The 20,207-nt window shown below is 62.9% G+C and carries 19 protein-coding genes; 8 read left to right on the top strand and 11 right to left on the bottom strand.

Features of this window, described 5'->3' with window-relative positions; translation table 11 throughout:
* Window positions 1-115: 115 nt before the first annotated feature.
* The 5 genes from WDM91_22375 to WDM91_22355 all read left to right on the top strand — a co-directional run bounded on the left by WDM91_22375 (window position 116) and on the right by WDM91_22355 (window position 7,043).
* Window positions 116-2,095: an AsmA family protein gene (locus tag WDM91_22375; GenBank protein ID MEI9997358.1), complete on the top strand. Its 1,980-nt coding sequence runs from the start codon at window positions 116-118 to the stop codon at window positions 2,093-2,095.
* Window positions 2,096-2,102: 7 nt separating this feature from the next.
* Window positions 2,103-3,206, top strand: coding sequence for an extracellular solute-binding protein (locus WDM91_22370; GenBank protein ID MEI9997357.1), 1,104 nt, complete (start codon window positions 2,103-2,105; stop codon window positions 3,204-3,206).
* 141 nt (window positions 3,207-3,347) lie between these two features.
* Window positions 3,348-4,292, top strand: coding sequence for an oligopeptide ABC transporter permease OppB (oppB, locus tag WDM91_22365; GenBank protein MEI9997356.1), 945 nt, complete (start codon window positions 3,348-3,350; stop codon window positions 4,290-4,292).
* Window positions 4,289-5,227, top strand: a complete 939-nt coding sequence (locus WDM91_22360; protein MEI9997355.1) for an ABC transporter permease subunit — start codon at window positions 4,289-4,291, stop codon at window positions 5,225-5,227. Before oppB ends, WDM91_22360 begins: the two co-directional genes overlap by 4 nt.
* Window position 5,228: 1 nt before the next feature.
* On the top strand, window positions 5,229-7,043 hold the full coding sequence (locus tag WDM91_22355; protein MEI9997354.1) for an ABC transporter ATP-binding protein: 1,815 nt from the start codon (window positions 5,229-5,231) through the stop codon (window positions 7,041-7,043).
* A gap of 6 nt (window positions 7,044-7,049) precedes the next feature.
* Here the strand turns inward: WDM91_22355 and WDM91_22350 are convergent, their stop codons facing one another.
* The gene (locus WDM91_22350; protein ID MEI9997353.1) at window positions 7,050-7,685 is read right to left on the bottom strand and encodes a hypothetical protein; all 636 of its coding nucleotides are present in this window, start codon (window positions 7,683-7,685) and stop codon (window positions 7,050-7,052) included.
* Between the two features lie 82 nt (window positions 7,686-7,767).
* Between WDM91_22350 and WDM91_22345 the strand changes: the two genes are divergently transcribed.
* A complete protein-coding gene (locus WDM91_22345) occupies window positions 7,768-9,414 on the top strand; it encodes a peptide ABC transporter substrate-binding protein (protein ID MEI9997352.1) in 1,647 nt (548 codons plus the stop codon).
* On the top strand, window positions 9,414-10,988 hold the full coding sequence (locus tag WDM91_22340) for a peptide ABC transporter substrate-binding protein (protein ID MEI9997351.1): 1,575 nt from the start codon (window positions 9,414-9,416) through the stop codon (window positions 10,986-10,988). Before WDM91_22345 ends, WDM91_22340 begins: the two co-directional genes overlap by 1 nt.
* Here WDM91_22340 and WDM91_22335 read toward each other — a convergent pair.
* Window positions 10,985-11,905 carry a LysR family transcriptional regulator gene (locus WDM91_22335; GenBank protein ID MEI9997350.1) on the bottom strand — a complete coding sequence of 307 codons (921 nt, stop codon included), beginning with the start codon at window positions 11,903-11,905 and terminating at the stop codon, window positions 10,985-10,987. The two genes, WDM91_22340 and WDM91_22335, sit on opposite strands and share 4 nt — an antisense overlap.
* A gap of 71 nt (window positions 11,906-11,976) precedes the next feature.
* On the opposite strand from WDM91_22335, the gene WDM91_22330 reads away from it, so the two are divergent.
* A complete protein-coding gene (locus tag WDM91_22330; protein ID MEI9997349.1) occupies window positions 11,977-12,918 on the top strand; it encodes an NAD-dependent epimerase/dehydratase family protein in 942 nt (313 codons plus the stop codon).
* Between the two features lie 301 nt (window positions 12,919-13,219).
* Here the strand turns inward: WDM91_22330 and WDM91_22325 are convergent, their stop codons facing one another.
* The 9 genes from WDM91_22325 to WDM91_22285 all read right to left on the bottom strand — a co-directional run bounded on the left by WDM91_22325 (window position 13,220) and on the right by WDM91_22285 (window position 20,122).
* The gene (locus WDM91_22325) at window positions 13,220-13,570 is read right to left on the bottom strand and encodes a hypothetical protein (protein MEI9997348.1); all 351 of its coding nucleotides are present in this window, start codon (window positions 13,568-13,570) and stop codon (window positions 13,220-13,222) included.
* Window positions 13,571-13,594: 24 nt separating this feature from the next.
* A complete protein-coding gene (locus tag WDM91_22320; GenBank protein ID MEI9997347.1) occupies window positions 13,595-13,921 on the bottom strand; it encodes a hypothetical protein in 327 nt (108 codons plus the stop codon).
* A gap of 252 nt (window positions 13,922-14,173) precedes the next feature.
* Window positions 14,174-14,704 (bottom strand): hypothetical protein, encoded by a 531-nt coding sequence (locus WDM91_22315; protein MEI9997346.1) that lies wholly within the window; start codon window positions 14,702-14,704, stop codon window positions 14,174-14,176.
* Window positions 14,705-14,772: 68 nt separating this feature from the next.
* Complete coding sequence (locus tag WDM91_22310; GenBank protein ID MEI9997345.1) at window positions 14,773-14,979, bottom strand: hypothetical protein; 207 nt, start codon at window positions 14,977-14,979, stop codon at window positions 14,773-14,775.
* 498 nt (window positions 14,980-15,477) lie between these two features.
* A complete protein-coding gene (locus tag WDM91_22305; GenBank protein ID MEI9997344.1) occupies window positions 15,478-15,765 on the bottom strand; it encodes a hypothetical protein in 288 nt (95 codons plus the stop codon).
* A gap of 106 nt (window positions 15,766-15,871) precedes the next feature.
* On the bottom strand, window positions 15,872-16,984 hold the full coding sequence (locus WDM91_22300) for an RHS repeat-associated core domain-containing protein (GenBank protein ID MEI9997343.1): 1,113 nt from the start codon (window positions 16,982-16,984) through the stop codon (window positions 15,872-15,874).
* 15 nt (window positions 16,985-16,999) lie between these two features.
* The gene (locus WDM91_22295; protein MEI9997342.1) at window positions 17,000-17,527 is read right to left on the bottom strand and encodes a hypothetical protein; all 528 of its coding nucleotides are present in this window, start codon (window positions 17,525-17,527) and stop codon (window positions 17,000-17,002) included.
* Between the two features lie 58 nt (window positions 17,528-17,585).
* Window positions 17,586-18,488 (bottom strand): RHS repeat-associated core domain-containing protein, encoded by a 903-nt coding sequence (locus tag WDM91_22290; protein ID MEI9997341.1) that lies wholly within the window; start codon window positions 18,486-18,488, stop codon window positions 17,586-17,588.
* A 1,277-nt stretch (window positions 18,489-19,765) separates the two neighbouring features.
* On the bottom strand, window positions 19,766-20,122 hold the full coding sequence (locus WDM91_22285; protein MEI9997340.1) for a hypothetical protein: 357 nt from the start codon (window positions 20,120-20,122) through the stop codon (window positions 19,766-19,768).
* Window positions 20,123-20,207: the final 85 nt, after the last annotated feature.

The following is a 20,207-nucleotide window of genomic DNA, read 5'->3' as shown; positions in this document are numbered from 1 at the left end:
GAAAAGCAAGGCTTTGCCAGCCGCTTAGCTTCGTTGCGCAGGCGACGCGCCGGCGCGGCGGAAAGCCTTGATCGCAGGGCGCTTTTTTGCCCGCGGCCGGGCTAGGATCGCTCCGATGAATCGCAAACATCTCTTCGCCCTCGCCAGCGGCGCGGTCCTGGTCGTCGCGGCGGTCGCGGCCGCGCCCCTGCTGGTGCCGACCGGCGGCCTGCGCGGCGAGATCGAAAGCCGGGTCGGCCGCGCCACCGGCCGCGCCTTCAATATCCATGGCACCCTCGCCTTCACGCTGTTCCCCGATCTTGGCCTGACCGCTCGCGACGTGACGCTCGCCAATGCGCCGGGCGGCCATGCTCCCGATCTCGTCCACATGGACGCGATGCACATCGCCGTGCGCATCCTGCCGCTCTTCTCCGGACGGATCGAGGCGAGCGAGATCGTGCTCGACAAGCCGGTCGTCGCGCTCGAGGTCGCGCCCGACGGCCGCGCCAACTGGAAGCTCAGCCCAGCGGTGGGCCGCGGACCTCGACTCGCCGCCGGCGCGGCCGCGAACACGCGCTTCGCCGGCCTGACGATCGAAGACGGCGCCGTGTCCTACGACAACGCCAAGCTCGACATCCACCGCGCGATCACCGGCCTCGATGCGAAGATCGCGCTGACGCGCCTGGACGCAGCGGCCGGCATCGAGGGCAGCTTCGTGCATCGCGGTCGCAAGCTCGGCTTCTCGGCGAATCTGGCGACGCCGGCCTTGCTGCTCACCGGAAGGGCAACGCAGGTGACGACGGCCGTCACCTCCGACTTCCTGAACGCCGGCTTCGTCGGCCGCGTCGCGGGAGACGGCACGGCCGCCGGCGTCGGGAGGCTCCGCACGCCGTCGCTGAAGGATTTGGCGTCCTGGCTCGGCCGTCCGGTCTCTGCCGGCGGCGGGCTTGGGCCGCTGGAGGCACAGGCACAACTCGTCGCGCGCGGCCATCACCTGGCACTGACCGGCCTGAAGGCGCATCTCGACGGCATGGCGCTCGCCGGCAATCTCGACGCCGAACTGGGCGACGGGGTGCCGCGCGTGGACGGCACGCTGAGCGTCGACCGTCTTGATCTCAACACCTACATGCGCGCCCCGAGCGGCCCGCCGGGCGTGCCCGTGCCGACCCCTGCGCAACGTCCTGCGGGGCCGCCCGGCGGCGGCTGGAGCAAGGCGCCGGTCAGGCTCGACCTCATCAAGACGTTGAGCGGCCATCTCGCCCTGGCGGTCGGCCGGCTCGACGTCCTGCACCTGAAGATCGGCCGGACCGCCATTGCCGTAACCCTGCAGGACGGCGTGATGACCGCGCATCTGGGCCCCATGCAGCTCTATGGTGGCAGCGGCGTCGCGGAACTCGTCGCCGATGTGCGCGGTCCGGTGCCGCTGCTGGCTAACAAGCTGACCTTCAGCGGCATTGCGATGGCACCGTTCCTTGCCGATACGATCGGCGTCGACAAGATCGCAGGAACGGGCACCATCGCGCTCGATGTGAAATCCGCCGGCGCCTCGCCGGATGCGATCATGCGCAGCCTGTCGGGCCGCGGTACGGTCGCGATCAGCGGCGGCAGCATCCGCGGCGTCGACATGGGCCGCGTCGCGCGCACCGTCGAGACGATCCTGAGCGCCGGTGCGACGGGCCAGAGCGCCGCCACCGATTTCGACCGCTTCGGCGGCAGCTTCGTCATCGTGAACGGCATGCTGAGCAACAACGATCTCGCGCTGTCGAGCGCCTTCATCAACATGACCGGCGCGGGCCGCCTCGACCTCGGCAACCAGACCATCGCCTACCGCATCGTGCCCAAGGCTTCGATCGGCGGCCGCCTGCACCTGCTCGACGTCGGCGTGCCTTTCGCCATCACCGGCTCCTGGAACCATGTCCGCTACGAGCCCGACATCGCGGGCGCGGTGACGGGATTGATCGGCGGCGTGCTGAGCAAGGGCAGCGGGACGCTGACCGACCTGTTCAAGGGACTGACCGGCGGCGGTACGCGGCCCGACGGCAAGGCGCCGCCGAACAAGAAGAAGAAAAGTAACGGCCTCGGCGATACGCTGAAAGGCCTGTTCGGGATCCATTGAGGTGCGCATGAGCAAACGAACCATCGTCGTCCTCTCGACCGTCGCCGCCGTGCTGGTGATCCTGGCCGGTGCCTGGCTGTGGCTGACCCGGACGCTTCCGGTGCTCACCGTCGCGACCTGGTCGGGGCCTTATGAGCGGGCCCAGGCCAACGCGCTGTTCCGCACCTATGGCGAGGCCAAGTCCTACGACGTGCGCGTCGCGCTTTATGACGGCGGCCTGACCGAGTTGCAGCAGATGGTCGGCAACCATCGCTACGACTGGGACGTGATGGATTTCGAACTGCCGGACGCCATCGCGGCCTGCCGCCTCGGCCTGCTCGAGCATGTCGACGCCGCGACCCTGCCCCCCGGAACGGACGGCACGCCCGCTGCGAAGGATTTCGTCCCGAACGCCGTCGGGCCCTGCTGGGTCGGCAGTGTGGTCTACTCCCAGGTCATCGCCTATGCCCCCCACCGCTTCGCCGGACCGCAGCCGCAGAGCGCCGCCGATTTCTTCGACCTCAAGCGCTTCCCCGGAATCCGCGCGCTGCGGCGCGGCGCCAAGTTCAATCTCGAGCTCGCCCTGCTGGCCGACGGCATGAATCCGGCGGACGTCTACGACGCGCTGCTCACCCCGGTCGGCATCGACCGCGCCCTGACCAAGCTCGGCACGTTGAAGGGTTCGTTGGTTTGGTGGAACAGTTCGGCCGACGCCCTGGCCATGCTGGACGACGGCCGCGCCGCCTTCGCCACCGCACTCAATGGCGACATCTACGACGCGGCCCAGCATCATCATGTCGTAAACGTCATCTGGGACCGCCAGCTCTATGAGCTCGATGTGTTTGGCGTCCCGAAGGGCAACCCGCACAAGGAAACGGCACTGGATTTCGTGCGCTACGCGACGGAATCCCAGCGCCTCGCAGGCGTTGCGAACTGGGTTCCCTACGGTCCGGCGCGCCGTTCGGCGCTGCCGCTCGTGGGCAGGAATCCGGAGCTGGGCACCGACATGGCGCCTTGGCTGCCGACCCTCCCGGCGCATTTCGCCACCGCCTTCGCCGTGGATGACGAGTGGTGGCAGCTGCATGGCGCCGACATCGAGCCGCGCTGGCAAGTCTGGCTGCAGACACAGTGAGCGTTCTTTTGCGATTATTTCGTGGACGGACGAGTTCCTGAAATTTAGGCGCCGGCGCGCATTAAGGCGCATTGACAGGACGTTAACCGTCCCCGAGTTTGATGAACGGCGATCAACTGGGCGTGGGGCCAGCAGCAAAAGATGTTTGCGTATGCCATCAGGCGCCTGCTCGGCGCCATCCCGACGCTATTCATCATCATAACGCTGTCCTTCTTCATGATGCGGGTCGCCCCGGGCGGACCCTTCGACAGCCAGCGCCGCCTGCCGCCGGAGATCGAGCACAACATCAAGGCCGCCTACGACCTCGACAAGCCGCTGATCCAGCAATACGGGATCTATCTGGGCAAGCTGGCGCATGGCGACCTCGGTCCCTCGTTCAAGAACAAGGACTTCACGGTCAACGAGATCATCGCCCAGGGCTTTCCCATCAGCGCCCGCCTCGGCCTTGCGGCGATGACGCTGGCGGTTCTGATCGGCATGTCGCTCGGCACGGTGGCGGCGCTACGCCAGAACCGCACGACGGACTATACCGTGATGGCGGGCGCCATGATCGGCATCACCATCCCCTCCTTCATCATGGCGCCGATCCTCACCCTCGTCTTCGGCGTCTACGGCGTCACGCTGTTCGGGCACGAGATGCACATGCCCACGAGCTGGGATCGCGGCGAGATGATCAACATGATCCTGCCGGTGATCGTCCTGGCGCTGCCGCAGATCGGCGTCATCGCCCGCCTGACGCGCGGCAGCATGGTCGAGGTCCTGCACTCCAACTATGTCCGCACCGCGCGGGCCAAGGGACTGTCGAGCATCATGATCGTCGTGCGCCACGCGCTGCGCGCCGCCGTGCTGCCGCTGGTGAGTTATCTCGGTCCCGCCACGGCCGGCGTGCTGACCGGCTCGCTCGTGGTCGAGCAGCTCTTCGGCATCCCCGGCATCGGCCAGTATTTCGTCAACGCCGCGCTCAACCGCGACTACACGCTGATGCTGGGCGTGCTGATCTGCTACGCGACCCTCGTCATCCTGCTGAACCTGTTGGCCGATCTTCTCTACGCGGTGCTCGATCCGCGCGTGAGGTATGCGCGATGAGCCTGCCTTTCACGCATTCGCGCATGGAAGAGGTGATGGAGCGCGCCGTCGACGTGAAGGGGCGCAGCCTCTGGGAAGACGCCCGCCGCCGGCTGTTGCGCAACCGCGCCGCCGTCGTCAGCATCGTCGTCCTGGCGGTCATCGCGCTCGCCGCGATCGTCGGGCCGTTCCTGCTCTCCTATGCCTACGATGCGCAGGACTACAACATCATCTCCTGCGCCCCGAACTGGTGGCCGGATCCGGCCGTCGAATGCAACGCCGGCGGCTCGCACTGGTTCGGCACCGATTCGCTCGGCCGCGACCTGCTGGTGCGCACGCTGATCGGCGCCCGCGTCTCGCTTGCGGTCGGCCTGACGGCGACGCTGGTCAGCCTCGTCATCGGCGTGCTCTACGGCGCCACCGCCGGGTTCGTCGGTGGCCGCGTCGACGAGCTGATGATGCGCTTCGTCGACGTGCTCTATTCGATCCCCTACATCTTCCTGGTCATCATCCTGATGGTGATCTTCCAGCGCAATTTCTTCCTGTTGTTCATCGCCATCGGCGCGGTCGAATGGCTCACCATGGCGCGGATCGTGCGCGGCCAGACGCTGTCGCTGAAGCAGAAGGAATTCGTCGAGGCGGCACGCGCCGGCGGCGTCGGAACCTTCGGCATCATCGCCCGCCATATCATCCCCAACGTGCTGGGGCCGGTGATCGTCTACGTCACCCTGACCGTGCCGGCCTCGATCCTCGCCGAAAGCTTCCTCTCCTATCTCGGGCTCGGCATCCAGGAGCCGCTGACCTCCTGGGGCGTGCTGATCTCCGACGGCAAGGACCAGATGGAGTCCGCTCCCTGGCTGCTGCTGTTCCCCGCGGCATTCATGGCGGTGACCCTGTTCTGCTTCAACTTCATCGGGGACGGCCTGCGCGACGCCCTGGACCCGAAGGACCGCTGAGATGCCGAACAGCGCCAGCCCGACGCCGATCCTGGACGTCAGCCATCTCGACGTCCGCTTCGCGACGCCCGACGGCGAGGTCCACGCGGTGCGCGACGCGAGCTTCACCATCAACGAAGCGGAATGCCTCGGCGTGGTCGGCGAGTCCGGCTCGGGCAAGAGCCAGCTCTTCATGGCGACGATCGGCCTGCTGGCCGGCAATGGCGCCGCGACCGGCAGCGTGAAATATCGCGGCCAGGAGATTCTCGGCGTCCCGCAGGGGCGCCTGAACAAGCTGCGCGGCTCGAAGATCACCATGATCTTCCAGGACCCGCTGACCTCGCTGACGCCGCACATGACGGCCGGGGCCCAGATCATCGAGGCGCTGCGCGTCCATTCGGGCCTACCGCGCGACGAAGCCGAGAAGCGCGCCATCGAGGTGCTGGAGCTGGTGCGCATCCCCGAGGCGCGCCGCCGCATGAAGCAATATCCGCACGAGCTGTCCGGCGGCATGCGGCAGCGCGTGATGATCGCGATGGCGACCGCCTGCGGCCCCGACCTGCTGATCGCCGACGAGCCGACCACCGCGCTCGATGTGACCGTGCAGGCGCAGATCCTCGACATCATGCGCGACCTCAAGACCGAGCTGAAGACCGCCATCGTGCTGGTCAGCCACGACATGGGCGTGATCGCCGGCGTCGCCGACCGCGTGCAGGTGATGCGGCAGGGCGAGGTCGTCGAATCCGGTCCGGTCGACGACATCTTCTACCGCCCGCGCCACGACTATACGAAGATGCTGTTGAGCGCGATGCCGCGCCTCGACCGGCCCGAGCGCGAAGGCCATGGCCGGGTGCCGGCCCTCAGATCGGATACGCCGCTGCTCACGGTCGACGACCTGAAAGTCTATTTTCCGGTGCGCGGCAACGGCTTCTTCGCCAAGCCAAAACCCCTGCGCGCCGTCGACGGCGTGAGCTTCACGTTGCGCGAAGGCGAGACGCTGGGCATCGTCGGCGAGTCGGGTTGCGGGAAGTCGACGCTGGCGCGCGCCGTGCTCCAGCTCCTGCCCAAGACCGAAGGCACGGTCGTGTGGATGACGCGCGACCTCGACAAGATATCGCCGGCCGACCAGCGCCATCTGCGCAAGGAATTGCAGATCGTGTTCCAGGATCCGCTCGCCAGCCTCGATCCGCGCATGACCATCGGCGAATCCATCGCCGAGCCGCTGCGCACGCTGCAGCCGGAGCTCGGCCGCGACGCCGTGAAGGCCAAGGTCCGCGCCATCATGCAGCAGGTCGGGCTCGATCCGGCCTGGCTCAACCGCTATCCGCACGAATTCTCCGGCGGCCAGAACCAGCGCGTCGGCCTCGCCCGCGCCATGGTCGTGGAGCCGAAACTGGTGGTCTGCGACGAGGCGGTCAGCGCGCTCGACGTCTCTATCCAGGCCCAGATCATCGACCTGATCGTCAAGCTGCAGACCGATTTCGGCATGTCGATGATCTTCATCAGCCACGACCTGTCGGTGGTGCGCCAGATCAGCCATCGCGTGATGGTCCTGTATCTCGGCCGCGTGGTCGAGATCGCCGATCGCGACGCGATCTACAAGGACGCGCGCCATCCCTACACCAAGGCGCTGATTTCGGCGGTCCCGATCCCCGATCCCAAGCTCGAACGCGCCAAGACGCGGGCCAAGCTGTCCGGCGATCTGCCCTCGCCGCTCGACACCCGGGCGCAGCTCAACTTCCTCAAATCGAAGCTGGTCGACGATCCGGATGCGGAGCAATACCGCCCCCGCCTGATCGAGGTCGGGCCTGGCCATCTGGTGGCCGAGCACGACTGACGCGCCTCATTTCAGCCGCTTCACCTTGTAGATCGCCGGCAATTTGTTGATCGTCAGGTTGTACGAGCCCATGAAGCCCCGCTCGATCGTGACGACGTTGCGCCCACTCTTGAAATGCGCCTTGCCACCGTCGCTTTCGATCTGCTGCCAGATCTGGCCGTCGTCCAGGATGACGATGAACTTCTCATGCGCGTTGAACGAGTAGTCGGAAAGCCCGGCGGTGATGCTCTCCAGCGGCGGCGGCGGCGTGTTCTGCGCAGTCGCGGGCGTCCCCGGCGGAGGCGCCGGCGGCGCCAGGTTCTCGCTGCCGAATTGCTGCGGCGTCGTCTGCTCGTTCGGATTGACGCCGAAGATACGGCCCGGATCGTACCACGGCCTGTTGTCGGCGACGGCCGGCGGCGCAGCGGGTGCCGGCGGCGGCGCTGAAGGTGGCGGCGGCGCCACGGCGGCAGGGGGCGGCGGCTCGGCCTGCGCCGCCTTCAACGCCGGGTTGAGCGCATCATAGCAGGCCAGCCGCGAATCGGCCGCCGCGACGGCGGCGCATTTCGCCATCCCGTCCAGCAGATCCTGCCGGGGATCGGCATCGGCCGCCGCCGGGATGAAGGCGAGGGCGGCGAAGAAGGCGACAGGAGCGATTTTCATCGGCTATTCATCCGTTTGCTGTTCTGCTGGCGAGGGCAAGATATGGTATCGACGGTCTCGCCGCGAGGGGGTCAGGACGCCGATGGAACAGAGCAAATGGACACGCCGTGCCCTGGTGACCGGCGGCACCGTGGCCGCGATCGGCGGCGCCGCCTATGCCCTCAAAGGCAAGAGCGGCCCGGTCATGACGCTGTCGAATGGCGACGCCCATAGCCTGGAGCGCGGCAATGGTGCCGAGCCCGACACGCTCGATCCCCACAAGGCCTCGGGCAATTGGGAAAACAACATCATCGGCGACATGTTCATCGGTCTGATGACCGACGGGCCCGACGGCGGTGCGGTCCCCGGCGCGGCGCTCAGCTATGCCGCCAGCCCGGATGGGCTCACCTACACCTTCAAGCTGCGCGACCATGCCTGGTCCGACGGCAAGCCGGTGACGGCGCATGACTACGTCTTCTCGTTCCGCCGCATGGCCGACCCCAAGACCGCCGCGCAATACGTCTCCATCCTCTACCCGATGAAGAACATGGAGGAGGCGGCGTCCGGCCGCGTCCCACCGGACGCCGTCGGCGCCCGCGCCCTGGACGACCGCACGCTGCAACTCACCTTCCGCTACCAGGTGCCCTATATCGCCGAGCTCCTGACGCATTACACGACCTTCGCGGTGCCGCAGCACATCGTCGAGGCCCATGGCGACGCCTGGACGCGGCCCGAGCACATCGCGACCAACGGTCCCTATGTGCTGCGCGAATGGATCCCCAACGATCATGTCCGGCTGGCGAAGAACCCGCGCTTCTTCGATGCCGAAAACGTCGCCATCCAGGCCGTGACCTTCCATCCGACGCAGGATTCGTCGGCCGCCCTGAAGCGGTTCCGCGCCGGCGATTTCGATCTCGTGACGGATTCGGTGCCGCCGCAGCTCATCAACTGGCTCAAGCTCTACATGCCGCGCGAATTGCAGCTCTCGCCCTACATCTTCTCCGCCTACATGCAATTCAACATGCATCGCAAGCCGTTCGACGACATCCGCGTGCGCACCGCGCTGTCGCTCGCCGTCCGCCGCGAGATCATCGCGCAGAAAGTGACCCGGGCCGGCGAGCAGCCCGCCTACGCGCTCGTGCCGTCCGGCATACCGGGCTATCGCGGCGCCCGGCTGCGCTTCGCCGGCGAGACCGATGCGCAGCGGATCGCGCGCGCCCGCAAGCTGCTGGCCGAGGCGGGGCACGGTCCGGACAACCCCGTCGCCTTCGATCTCAACACCTCGCAGGCGACGGAGTCGCGCATCGTCTCGGTGGCGCTGCAGGCGATGTGGAAGGAAATCGGCGTCAATGCGCGGCTGGCGGGCTATGACAGCCAGATCCACTACAACATGCTGCGCAAGCGCGACTTCGACGTGACCCTCGCGGGCTGGGTCGCCGATTATCGCGACCCGAAGAACTATCTCATGCTGTTCCAGTCGCAGACCACCGACCTCAACTATGGCGGCTATTCCAATCCGCAATTCGACGCACTGGTGGAACGCTCCGACAAGGAGCGCGACGTCGCCGTCCGCGAAGGATTGCTGCGCCAGGCCGAGCAGACCCTGCTCGACGATGTGGCCGTCGCGCCGATCTATTTCGGCGTCACCCGCAACCTCGTCTCGCCGCAGGTCCGCGGCTTCGTGAACAACAACGTCAACATCCACCGCACCCGCTATCTCTCGCTCGATCGCGCCGTCAGGACGGTCTGATGCGCGCGCGCGCCGCGGTTCTCGCCGGCCTGCTCGCCGTCGCGGCCGCGTCGCCGGCGTTCGCGCTCAGCGTCCTCAACCGCGGCAATGGCATCGAGATCAAGAGCCTCGATCCGCATTTCATCGACGGCATCAACGAATCCCAGATCGAGGGCGACATCCTGGTCGGCCTGCTGACGATGGACGCCGCCGGCGCGCCGATCCCCGGCGCCGCGACAAGCTGGAGCACCGCGCCGGACGGCAAGACCTGGATCTTCCACCTGCGAGATCACGTGTGGTCGGACGGGCATCCGGTGACGGCGCAGGATTTCGTCTTCGCCTGGCGCCGCCTGCTCGATCCTGCGACCGGCGCGTCCTACGCCTACAATCTCTGGGTCCTGAAGAACGCGCATGCGATCAGCATCGGCAAGCTGCCGCCGGCTTCGCTGGGCGTCGCCGCGCCGGACGACAAGACGCTGGTCCTCACGCTCGAGCATCCCGCCGCCTATCTGCCCGAGCTCCTCACCCACGACACCGCCTATCCGCTGCCCCGCCATGTCGTCATGGCCAAGGGCGCGGCATGGTCGAAGCCCGGAAATTTCGTCGGCAACGGCCCCTATCTGCCGCGCGAATGGATGATCAACGCCCATCTGACGCTGGTGAAGAATCCGCGCTTCTACGACGCGGCGCATGTGCGGATCGACGTCGTGAACTACTGGCCGACGCCCGACAGCAATGCCGCGCTCGACCGCCTGCGCGCCGGCGAGCTCGACACCCAGACGCCCATCCCGCTGCAGCAGATCGGCTGGATTCGCGCCCACATGCCGGAGACGCTGCACATCAAGCCTTTCCTCGGCCTCTCCTATATCTCGATCAACCTGCACCGTCCGCCGCTGGACGATCTGCGCATCCGCCGCGCCCTCAATCTCGCGATCGACCGCGAGGTGATCGCGCAGAAGGTGCTGCGTCTCGGCGAGCCCCCCGCCTACGGCATCGTGCCGCCCAGCGTGGCGAACTACGTGCCCGAGCAGTCGCTCGATTTCCGGCCCCTCCCCTTCGCCGAACGCCTAGCGAAGGCGCGCTGGCTGATGGCCCAGGCCGGCTATGGCCCCGATCACCCCCTCTATCTCACGCTCGAGACCTTCGACGAGCCCAACAACAAGCGTGTCGCAGCGGTCCTGCAGGCGATGCTGCGGCCGATCGCCGTCAATCTCGACATCGTGGCGATCGACGGCGCGGTGCACGGCCGCAACCTGACCTCGGGCAATTTCGAACTCGGCGTCGCCTCCTGGTTCGCCGATTTCAACGACGCGACGAATTTCCTCGACCTGTTGCGCTCCGATGCCGGCAACAATTACGGCCGCTACAGCAATCCTGCCTTCGACGCCGCGCTCGATGCCGCACAGCAGGAGCCCGATGCGAAGAAGCGTGCCGCCCTGCTGGGCGCCGCCGAGCGCCTCGCGCTGAAGGACTATCCCTGGATACCTTTGCGCTTCCGCGTCACCCAGGACCTCGTCCGGCCCTATGTGAAGGGCTGGGTCGACAATCCCCGCGACATGCACCGCACCCGCTGGCTCTGGCTCGACCGCCGCTAGCGTCTCATGCCGGCCGAAGCGGCGTCGCGCACCAGCGACCGGAACCAGACGCAGAAGCGATCGGCGGCGCGGATATGCGAACAGACCAATGTCGTCTGCAGCCCCGTTTCGACAAAGGGCGCGTCGCGCAGCACAAGAGCGAGGCTGGCGGAAAAGCGCCGCGCGAGCGCGGCCGAAAGGGTCGTGACCATATCGGTCGCGGCGACCGCCGCCAGGGCGGCGATGAAGTTCGGCGTCACCAGCGCAATGCGGCGGCGGATGCCGGCCGCCGCCAGCACCGCGTCGATCTCGGTCTGCCCGTCGCCGAGCAACGCGACGCCGGCATGCGGATATTTTGCATAATCGGCCAGCGTCCACTTCCGGTTGGCCGCGGGATGCCCGCGCCGCATCACCAGCGCCACGCGGTCCTCGGCAACGACTTCGCTGGAGATGCCCGGCGGCAGCGGCGTGGACGACATGGCGAACGCGAAGTCCAGCGCACCGCTGTCCAGGCGTTCATAGGTGCCCGGCCGGTAAGCCTCGACGCGGACATCCACCCCCGGCGCCTCGACCGCAAGCCGCGACATCACCTCCGGCAGGATCAGGATGGTGTGGCTGTCTGCCGCCGCGAGGCGCACCGTCCGGCGCTCGCTGCCGGGGTCGAAGGCCGGCTGCGCGAAGGTGCTGCGAAGATGGCCGATCGCCTGCGCCAGTTGCGGCTGCATCGTTTGGGCCCGCGGCGTGAGGACATAGCCGCTTCGCGTCCGCACCAGCAGCGGATCGCCGTGAAGCTCGCGCAGCCGCGCCAGCGCGCGGCTCATCGCCGGCTGGCTGAGCCCCACCTCCGCTGCGGCGCGCGTGACATTGCGGTGGCGCAACAGCGCGTCGAGCGCGGGGATGAGATTGAGGTCGAGGCCGGCAATATTCACTTCACGCATATCAATGATGATAAACATGCATTTCCGGTATGCCAAGCGCATCCCTAAGTTCGGCGCAGAGGAGAACGCCGATGCGCAGATCGACCGTCATATTGGGCTTCGGCGCCGTCGGCCGCGCCGTCACGCAGCGCCTGCTGGCGCGCGGCGGGGCGGTTTGCGTCGCACAGCGCAGCCGGCCGGCGGACCTTGCGGACCCCGCGACCTTCCGGTCCTGCGACGTCCTGCACGCGGAATCGGTTCGGGCGGCGATCGAAGGCGCGGACCAGGTCGTCCTTTCCGTCGGCTTCCCCTATGATGCGAAGGTGTGGCGCCGGGTCTGGCCGGCGACGATCATCAACGTCGTGGAAGCGGCGGCAGCAAGCGGCGCCCGGGTCGTGTTCCTCGACAACCTTTACATGCTCGGGCCGCAGAACACGCCGCGCCGGGAAGACATGCCGCTAACGGCCCAGGGCGCCAAGCCCGCGATTCTCTCGGAGGTCACGCGGATCTGGTCGGCCGCCGCGGTGACCGGCCGCGTCCGCTTTGCCGCCTTGCGCGCGACGGATTTCTACGGCCCCGGCGTCCCGGTCTCTCATCTGGGCGCCACAGGCTTCGGCGCGATCGCCAGGGGCAGGCGGGCCCTGCTGCTCGCACCGCCCGACACGCCGCACGACTTCGCCTATGTGCCGGACATCGCGCGCGCCATCGTCACGCTGCTCGATGCGCCGGACGATGCCTATGGCCAGGTCTGGAACATGCCCTGCGCGCCGACCCGGACGCCGCGCGAGATCCTGCAGCTCGGCGCCGATGCGCTTCACGTCAGGTTGCGCATCCTGGCGGTCCCGCTCGGCCTGCTGCCGCTGCTGGGGCTCTTCTCGCCCTTCATGCGCGAAGTCGCGGATGTCGGCTTCACCTGGGACCGCCCCTATGAGGTCGACGCCACGAAGTTCAAGACCCGCTTCTGGTCCGATGTGACGCCCTATGAGGTGGGTGCGCCCGAAACCGCGCGCTGGTTCGCCGGCCAGCCCTTATGAGGCGCGCCGCCGCCGGCCGGCGGCAGCCGAAACGATCCTCAACGGGACCCAAAACTGTCCGAACCACCACGACGACATCCTCATCGTTAGGCGCTTTTGGGCTCACGCTCCGAGCGACGCGATCATCGTCGTCGGCACCCCTGTGCTGCGGCGTTGTATGGGAATTGAGCGGCCTTCAATCGCCGCATTCACCAGAGCAATGAGTTCTTGACCGGCTAAAGACTTTTACCTAAACGCGATATGGGCCTGGTTTGGCCGTTCGTAGATGCGTCCATTTGCAGGAGTGATCTTGGTGGAGGGATCAGCCCAGCAGGCGCTTAAACCAGCCCTCCGAAGAACCACCTTTAGGATCATCGAAGCCGCACCATTCGTTCAGGGCTGTAAGGAAACAGCCGGCGGCACCAAGTGTCTGACGCTCGTCCCCCGCGTTCATGTACCCATCGAACCGCTGCCTCAGCGCGTCATTTTCATAACCGATGACGTAGCGAAGCACAGCGTCGATTCGCGGTTTATGTTCTGGTGCTACATAAAGATAAGCTACGCCCAGCATGTCCAGCATTCCAACAACAAAAGTCGTTCGGTGCCCTTCCGGCAATTCGCGATACATTCTGCCGGTGACCGTGCCCCTGACTTCCGATTTGCTGACCGCCATAATATTCTCCGCGATACGCGTCCGCTATTTAGACAGAGGCTTTCCGCTGCTGCCATTCGAGTTCCGGAGTTGGCCCTGATTGAAGTTCAGGTATTGAAAGTCCTGGTTTAGATTCTCAGAAGCTCCGTTTTCTCCCGGGTTGGCGTAGGTATCGTATAGGCCAGCGCCGGTCCCAAGCAATAACGTCGCGCCAGCTGGCGAAAGCAACTTTACGCCAGCTGAGATGGAAGATGTATAGTTGCTGAATTCGGCTATTTCAGAGCCGATCAAGCCCGGCGTTTCTGTTGCAAAAAATCCCGTCGATGTTCCTGCAAGTGGGTTAGCCCCAAGGCTGAGCGCCTGACCATTCAACGAAATGTCGTGCGTCCAAGCTGCGAAGCAGTGTTCACGAACGATGACGTGAAGTTCTGCGGTTGAAGCGACACGCGTAGTGTGTTGGCCCCTACTTGCCAGGCTTGAAGTTCATCTCACCAGCCTTCGGCTCTAGCCAGTTCCCAAAGATGTCGCTCGCGGCTGAACTAAGTCCCGCACCTTATCGTGACTCCTGCCGTGCCCGATGTCTCAGCTTCATGTATTTAAATTCGCAAATGTCGGTTCGCGAATCTACAATTCAGCCAAAGGCGCTTCATTCACCTTAGGCACGGTCCGCCGATAGATTCCTGCGTCTGTTGCAATTGCCTGTGTCCGAGCTGCTTCTTGATCCAACGCTACGAGGGGGAAATGATACTGATGCGCGGCTTGGTTTATATCGTCAAGTAAATCTCGGAGCCCGCTTATCCTGTCGGAGAAGACGATTGGACCGCGCAGATTTACCATTCGCTCCTGCAGGGACGAATAGACACTGTCAAAAACGTAGAAGACATCTTGAAACGCACGCGCGCCAGGATTCCATCTGCGACTCTTCTTGACCACCGTCACGTCCTGCCAGCGAATGAATCTGAGGTTTCGTCCGAAGTTGTGGGCCGCAATTCCATCGTCTCCGGAGACGATAGAGGAACACATCAGAGTGCCGAATGCGCTTAGAAAAAGAAAAGCTGCGCCAAATAGGATCAGCAGAAATCCAACGAACGTGCTAGCGGAATCAATCAGAAATATGCCCATACTTAGACTGGCTAACGACATCATCGGCATCACCAGATACGTCCCTACCTTCTGAGATAAGGAATATCTGTGTCCGAACACGGCTGGGGCGTGAGGCATTGTCACTTACCTAGCTTAGAGCCACAATCACCAAATAAGCAGGTTCCCAGGATATTGAAAATCGCGCTCTGGGAACTCAGTGCCGCATCGCCCGTCAGGCCATAGCCAAGGGCCGCACTGCCGCCAGCCGCCGAGAACGGCGCTTCTAGGAACCCAGACACCGCTCCAATTGCCGCGCCGTTTCTTATGTCCTTGCCAAAATCACTCAAGCTTCCTCCTGCGAACTGATAATTTAGGAGGTCGCTCGCTGCGGCACCGCTCGCACCTCCAAAGGCGTTGACTGCCGTGAACGCCACTCCACCAGCCGCGTAACTAGCAAATCCCGACCCGGCTCCCCCCGCAGCCTCAATTGCGTATTGTACGGCCAGCGGATTGATACCTCCTATCAAGCCACCTACTACCGCACCTCCGAAACCACCGAGAACGGCTCCCTTCCATGTTCCTGTCGCATGATACCCTGCGAGTGCACCACTAATCCCCCCACCAAAGGCTCCAATCCCAGCTCCTACGACATTGTCCCAGCCCAAAAACCGTCCACTCGGATCCGTCGCGTTGAGCGGATCATTTCCGACATAAGCATAGAGAGATTGACTGCACTGCGTCGGTTCAGAGCGGGATTCGTGTCGGTTTAGGGATCAGTTCTCACGCGGATTTGCTGCCGTCGAAGTGCCGGCTCGGAGCGATTCAGCGCGTGCAATCGAGGTCTCTCACTTCCGCAGCCATGTAACTTCTTTATCCGTCCGTTTCAGCTTCTCGCGGCCCAACTCGCCATATTCTGCCGATTTGACGTACTCATCTATCGATAGCCCCGAGGAGCGCGCTGCGCGTGAGGCTTTCTGATAAGCGTCAATTGCACTCATAACTATTACAAACAAGGCGAACGCCGCTGCCCAAAATAGAGCAGCTAAAATGCCAAGGGTAACTAAAGAAGCGTGATATTCCGATCTCCTCTGCACCATTACGAGCAACGTCCCAGCCAAAAAGAGGAGATACATCGTGAAAAACTCTCTCCTGATCCTGGGTGCGTTCACAGAGAAGTAGTCTCGAAAAATTCGTCCCATCTGTTTGCCTTACAAGTCTCCGTTGTGGACCGTCGAGGTTCTATTTCTTTTGAGGGTTTGAACCGCTCGAAGTGCTGGGAAGAGCGTTCGGCAAAGCATCGGTTCCGATATTGGAGAGAACATCTATCATAAAATCAGCGGCCGATCCCGCCTTATCGAGATTTTTCAGTACGAACGCCGCAGCATTTGCGTTGACCGTTGGGTTCGTAAAAACAATAGCGCCAAAGTCGTTAGCCAAGCTCTCGACAACAGGAGCGGCAAATCTTCCCACTTTTGCGCCGCCTGCTGAAAAAACGGCACCTACACCGAAATCCTCGGCAACGGTCAGAGCATTGGAAGAAATCGTATTGCCATAACGCCCCAAGTTATTGCTTGAGGCCGAGTTAACGAACTGCGAAACGACATGTGCGCCGCCGCCGACAGCCCCGATTTCCAATAGGCCAGCACCTGTTCCTGCATATCCTCCCACCACGGCACCCTCTCCGGTGCTCGCCAGAAAGCCGGCGAGCGTGGGATGGGGTGTGCTGTAAAGGTAGTAGCCGCCACCAGCGACGCCTCCGATGGCTGCTCCCGCGATGATTGTACACGCCGGATAGCAGTGGCCGTCCGGATCGGTGAGGTTAAGGGGGTCATTATCAACATAGGCATAGAGATTCACCGCGCTGCCGGCCGGTCCCGCCGGGTCGGTCTGCAGGAACCGTCCCAGCGCCGGCGAGTACATCCGGGCGCGGTAGTAATAGAGCCCGCTCGGCTGCGATGCGCTGCCCGCGGTCTCGCCGTCATGGCGCTGCGCCGTGTAACGGAAACTGCCGGTCGTCACTGCCGCGTTCTCGCCATACGGGCTGTAGCCCGCGGCCGAGAACGCCGCTCCGGTGCCTGAGTCCAGTGCCGCAACGATCGAGCCCAGGCTGTCCGGGATCAGCGTCTGCCGCGTTCCCGCCGCCACGTTCATCTGGTTCAACGGCGCGTTCGAGCCCAGCCCATAGGCGTACCAGTTCCGCACCGCGCCCGTCGTGCCGTCATATTCCAGCACCTCGCGGTTGTCCGCGTCGGTGACATAGATGGTCTTGCCGCCCGCCAGCGTCTTGCCGCGACGCCGCCCCTGTGCGTCATAGCTGTAGCGCGCATCGAGGCCGGACGCCCAACCGCTCAACGAAGCTGCATAAGTTCACAGTTCCAAGTTCTCAATCTGCCGCACCTTTGGCTGAGGTGAAACGTTGAACCGCTCGCCGGGCGTTGATGGCTTTCGCCGAGTGTCTCGCAATAGAATTGTTATACCGTGCTTCTTCGCATAGGAACTCACTTCCATAATCAGAATCGAAATATCCGAGATATCGTCACTAAACCTCATTTTCTTTGAGGCTCCCCAAAATATGAGATAGGTAGAACTATCGCGTGAATAGAGCGGATCGAAAAACCGAACCTGAACGATTTGAGTTATACTCTTCCATGGGATGCAGTCCCACTTTGTTCCTAGCCCCAAAGCAAATATCCCCTCGGCGGAAATACATATCGGGCGAGATCCTTTATAGATCGATCTCATCGCCAAGAGACAGCCCACAAGGCCGAAACCAAAGACCAACTCAAAAAAGAACGGGTTGCCGACGACGGCCCTTTCTGCATTCAGATGCTGAAGTAAGAAGATCCCGGCTGACAGCATCAAGGCGATGGCGAGCGTAAGCCCATAGGACACCATCGTTCGCGCCCTTCGATAGCCATGAACTCGCGGACCGTTATTTGCCATACGCTAAAGCTTATTTCGCATGCGACTGGCCACCAAGTAATTTATCCAGCCCGAATCCACCAAGCAGCGAACCCGTGCCCGTTATCGTATCGATAATAGCTCCAGCACCGCCGGGGACTTCAATAGCGGCGCCAGCAAGAGCGCCTTCGCCGAACCCTGTGAATGCGGCCGTTGTGACCACACCCGCTCTTAGCGACTGTTCAAGGTCGACCTGTGAAGAATATCCTGCGCGAACGTCACCATACTGGCCAGCAATGTTGCTACTGCTGCCGCCAACAAAACTTCCCGCAGCACCAATGCCAAAAGTCGCCCAGCCAGCATATCCGGCCCTGGCGGCCGTCTGAATGAGTGAGCTCGTTCCGGGGACCGCAAATGCGCCTACAACACCCGATGCCACTTGTCCCTCGGTGCTTTGCACTCCACCGATCTTCGCACCGTAATATCCCAACCCAAATCCAACAACGGCCTTTGTGACTACTGGTACCCATATTGGAGCAGTATCGACAATCGTTTCACCTATCCAAATACACACCGGGAGTAACGGCCCGCATTTTCCACTCGGATCCGTCGCGTTGAGCGGATCATTATCAACATAAGCATAGAGATTGACCGCGCTGCCGTCCGGTCCCGCCGGGTCGGTCTGCAGGAATCGTCCCAGCGCCGGCGAGTACATCCGGGCACGGTCGTAATAGAGCCCGCTCGGCTGCGATGCGCTGCCCGCGGTCTCGCCGTCATGGCGCTGCGCCGTGTAACGGAAGCTGCCCGTCGTCACTGCCGTGTTCTCGCCATACGGGCTGTAGCCCGCGGCCGAGAACGCCGCTCCGGTGCCTGAGTCCAGTGCCGCAACGATCGAGCCCAGGCTGTCCGGGATCGGGGGCCCAAGCCATTCGAGACCCGAGGCGATCAGAACCACTTTAGATCGGGGTCTGTACGCCGACGCGCTCGGCGACCCTTATCGCCGTATTCATTTGATTGCACATAATCGCCTATCGAGAGGCTGACCGCTTTGGCTAGCAGGCTGGTGAAAACGATTTGGATTCAGCCGCGGACAACTTTGATTCACCGCGGGCTGCAAAACCGCAAGAACGATTCAAAGCAGCTCGCCGCCAGATTCGATCCCTGTTGTTCAGTACAAAGAGCATGTACTTTTCGACAGCCTGCTAGCTTTCTACCTCTTGAGTAAGTATCGACTACGCCGACTATCGCCATGAAGAATATGATTACCGAAGCTAAGAATATTTCGGCGACGATACCAAGAATCAGCAGTGACAAAATACTCGCGCCGCGACGCCCTCCCGGTCATCGCCAAGTATGCCAATGAGAAGATGTCATTCATTTGACACCCTCTCCCGCTCCGCTTTTCGAATTCTAACATAATACACAACGAAAGTCCTGCATGCTTGGACCGATCCCACAACTGTCATCACAATCAGCGGCAGGACGCTTATCAAACGCAATACCTCACCGCGCTTGCCACCGTAGAACAATGACACGATCAGCATCGCGGCACACAAAGCCACACCCACCGCAAGGAAACCCAGGGCTTCTCTCAGACATAAGCGCAGTAGGAACCGTCGCTTAGGTTCGTGAAACCAAGGGGAGACGAATTTATTCATTATTTCGCCGGTTTGGTAGAACTGTTGGAAGGCGCAAAGGCCGAAAAATTAGATATGATGTTATTAATTTGTCCGCCGAAAATAGTGCCTTGCACTGTTGATTGTATTTGTGTCGACCAAATAGTGGCTTGGATATTGTCTATGACATTTTGATCACCCAAGTTGAGCCTATAAAAATCGCATTTATCTTTGCAAGATTGAACAAATCGACTCCTTCACCCGCGCTCGCCCCGATGAATGAAAAGCCAGCGCCAAACGCCGCGGCAGACGACAACAGGATGGCGCCCAGGTGGCACCATTCCTTTTATCTTGCCCTACCGCCGATTTCCTCGACCAGGGTCAAATTCCCCGCGCACACCGTCACCAAAAACGTCCGCGCCGGGCCCGCCGCGAGGACAAAATCGCGCGCAAAAACGTGCCGCCGGAGCGCCAATTCCGGTGCGATTCGCGACCGGATTCGGGTGGCCCAATGCACAGATCGCGCTCAAATTCCGGCACCATCGATGACAAAATCTGCGTCGGAATCGCGCGCGGGAATGTGCAAAAATTGAGCAATGGCAGGTTGTGGAGATCGTTATTTTGCAGCCGTCGTGATCCTTGCCCGAACCAGTTTCACAAAGCTTTCGGCATTCGGCGGTGTGAGAAGCACTAACTTAAAACACCCACGCCGCCTGCGCAGCAGGACGTACGGACCAAACGGGCGAGACATCAGATTGAGACCGATGACAATAAACGTGCCGAAGAAAGAGACCCTCTTTATGTCCAAGATGTCGTCGAACGGACACGTCCAAAAGCGCAAACCAAACAAAAAATACTGCAGAGAGTCGTCGGCAATTCGATATTCAATTACATATTTTGCAGCAAGCTGGGTGCCGCCAAAAACGATCACAACTAAAACCAGCAACGCCACTGCGGGGACTATGATGTCCATCGCTCTATTTTTTCGGTGATGTTATCTTTGACAACCTAGCCAAACATGGCTCCCAGCGTCGCGGCGAACGCGGCGCACCCGGCTA

Origin of the sequence: Rhizomicrobium sp. (genome assembly GCA_037200385.1) — a bacterium.
Taxonomy (GTDB): Bacteria; Pseudomonadota; Alphaproteobacteria; order Micropepsales; family Micropepsaceae; genus Rhizomicrobium.
This window is presented reverse-complemented; position numbering and strand designations above follow the sequence as displayed.

Bases quoted from the DNA above. Each gene is read 5' to 3' on its own strand.
- WDM91_22375 (MEI9997358.1), top strand. From the start codon at position 116: ATGAATCGCAAACATCTCTTCGCCCTCGCCAGCGGCGCGGTCCTGGTC.
- WDM91_22370 (MEI9997357.1), top strand. From the start codon at position 2,103: ATGAGCAAACGAACCATCGTCGTCCTCTCGACCGTCGCCGCCGTGCTG.
- oppB (MEI9997356.1), top strand. From the start codon at position 3,348: ATGTTTGCGTATGCCATCAGGCGCCTGCTCGGCGCCATCCCGACGCTA.
- WDM91_22360 (MEI9997355.1), top strand. From the start codon at position 4,289: ATGAGCCTGCCTTTCACGCATTCGCGCATGGAAGAGGTGATGGAGCGC.
- WDM91_22355 (MEI9997354.1), top strand. From the start codon at position 5,229: ATGCCGAACAGCGCCAGCCCGACGCCGATCCTGGACGTCAGCCATCTC.
- WDM91_22350 (MEI9997353.1), bottom strand. From the start codon at position 7,685: ATGAAAATCGCTCCTGTCGCCTTCTTCGCCGCCCTCGCCTTCATCCCG.
- WDM91_22345 (MEI9997352.1), top strand. From the start codon at position 7,768: ATGGAACAGAGCAAATGGACACGCCGTGCCCTGGTGACCGGCGGCACC.
- WDM91_22340 (MEI9997351.1), top strand. From the start codon at position 9,414: ATGCGCGCGCGCGCCGCGGTTCTCGCCGGCCTGCTCGCCGTCGCGGCC.
- WDM91_22335 (MEI9997350.1), bottom strand. From the start codon at position 11,905: ATGCGTGAAGTGAATATTGCCGGCCTCGACCTCAATCTCATCCCCGCG.
- WDM91_22330 (MEI9997349.1), top strand. From the start codon at position 11,977: ATGCGCAGATCGACCGTCATATTGGGCTTCGGCGCCGTCGGCCGCGCC.
- WDM91_22325 (MEI9997348.1), bottom strand. From the start codon at position 13,570: ATGGCGGTCAGCAAATCGGAAGTCAGGGGCACGGTCACCGGCAGAATG.
- WDM91_22305 (MEI9997344.1), bottom strand. From the start codon at position 15,765: ATGTATCTCCTCTTTTTGGCTGGGACGTTGCTCGTAATGGTGCAGAGG.
- WDM91_22295 (MEI9997342.1), bottom strand. From the start codon at position 17,527: ATGGTGTCCTATGGGCTTACGCTCGCCATCGCCTTGATGCTGTCAGCC.
- WDM91_22285 (MEI9997340.1), bottom strand. From the start codon at position 20,122: ATGGACATCATAGTCCCCGCAGTGGCGTTGCTGGTTTTAGTTGTGATC.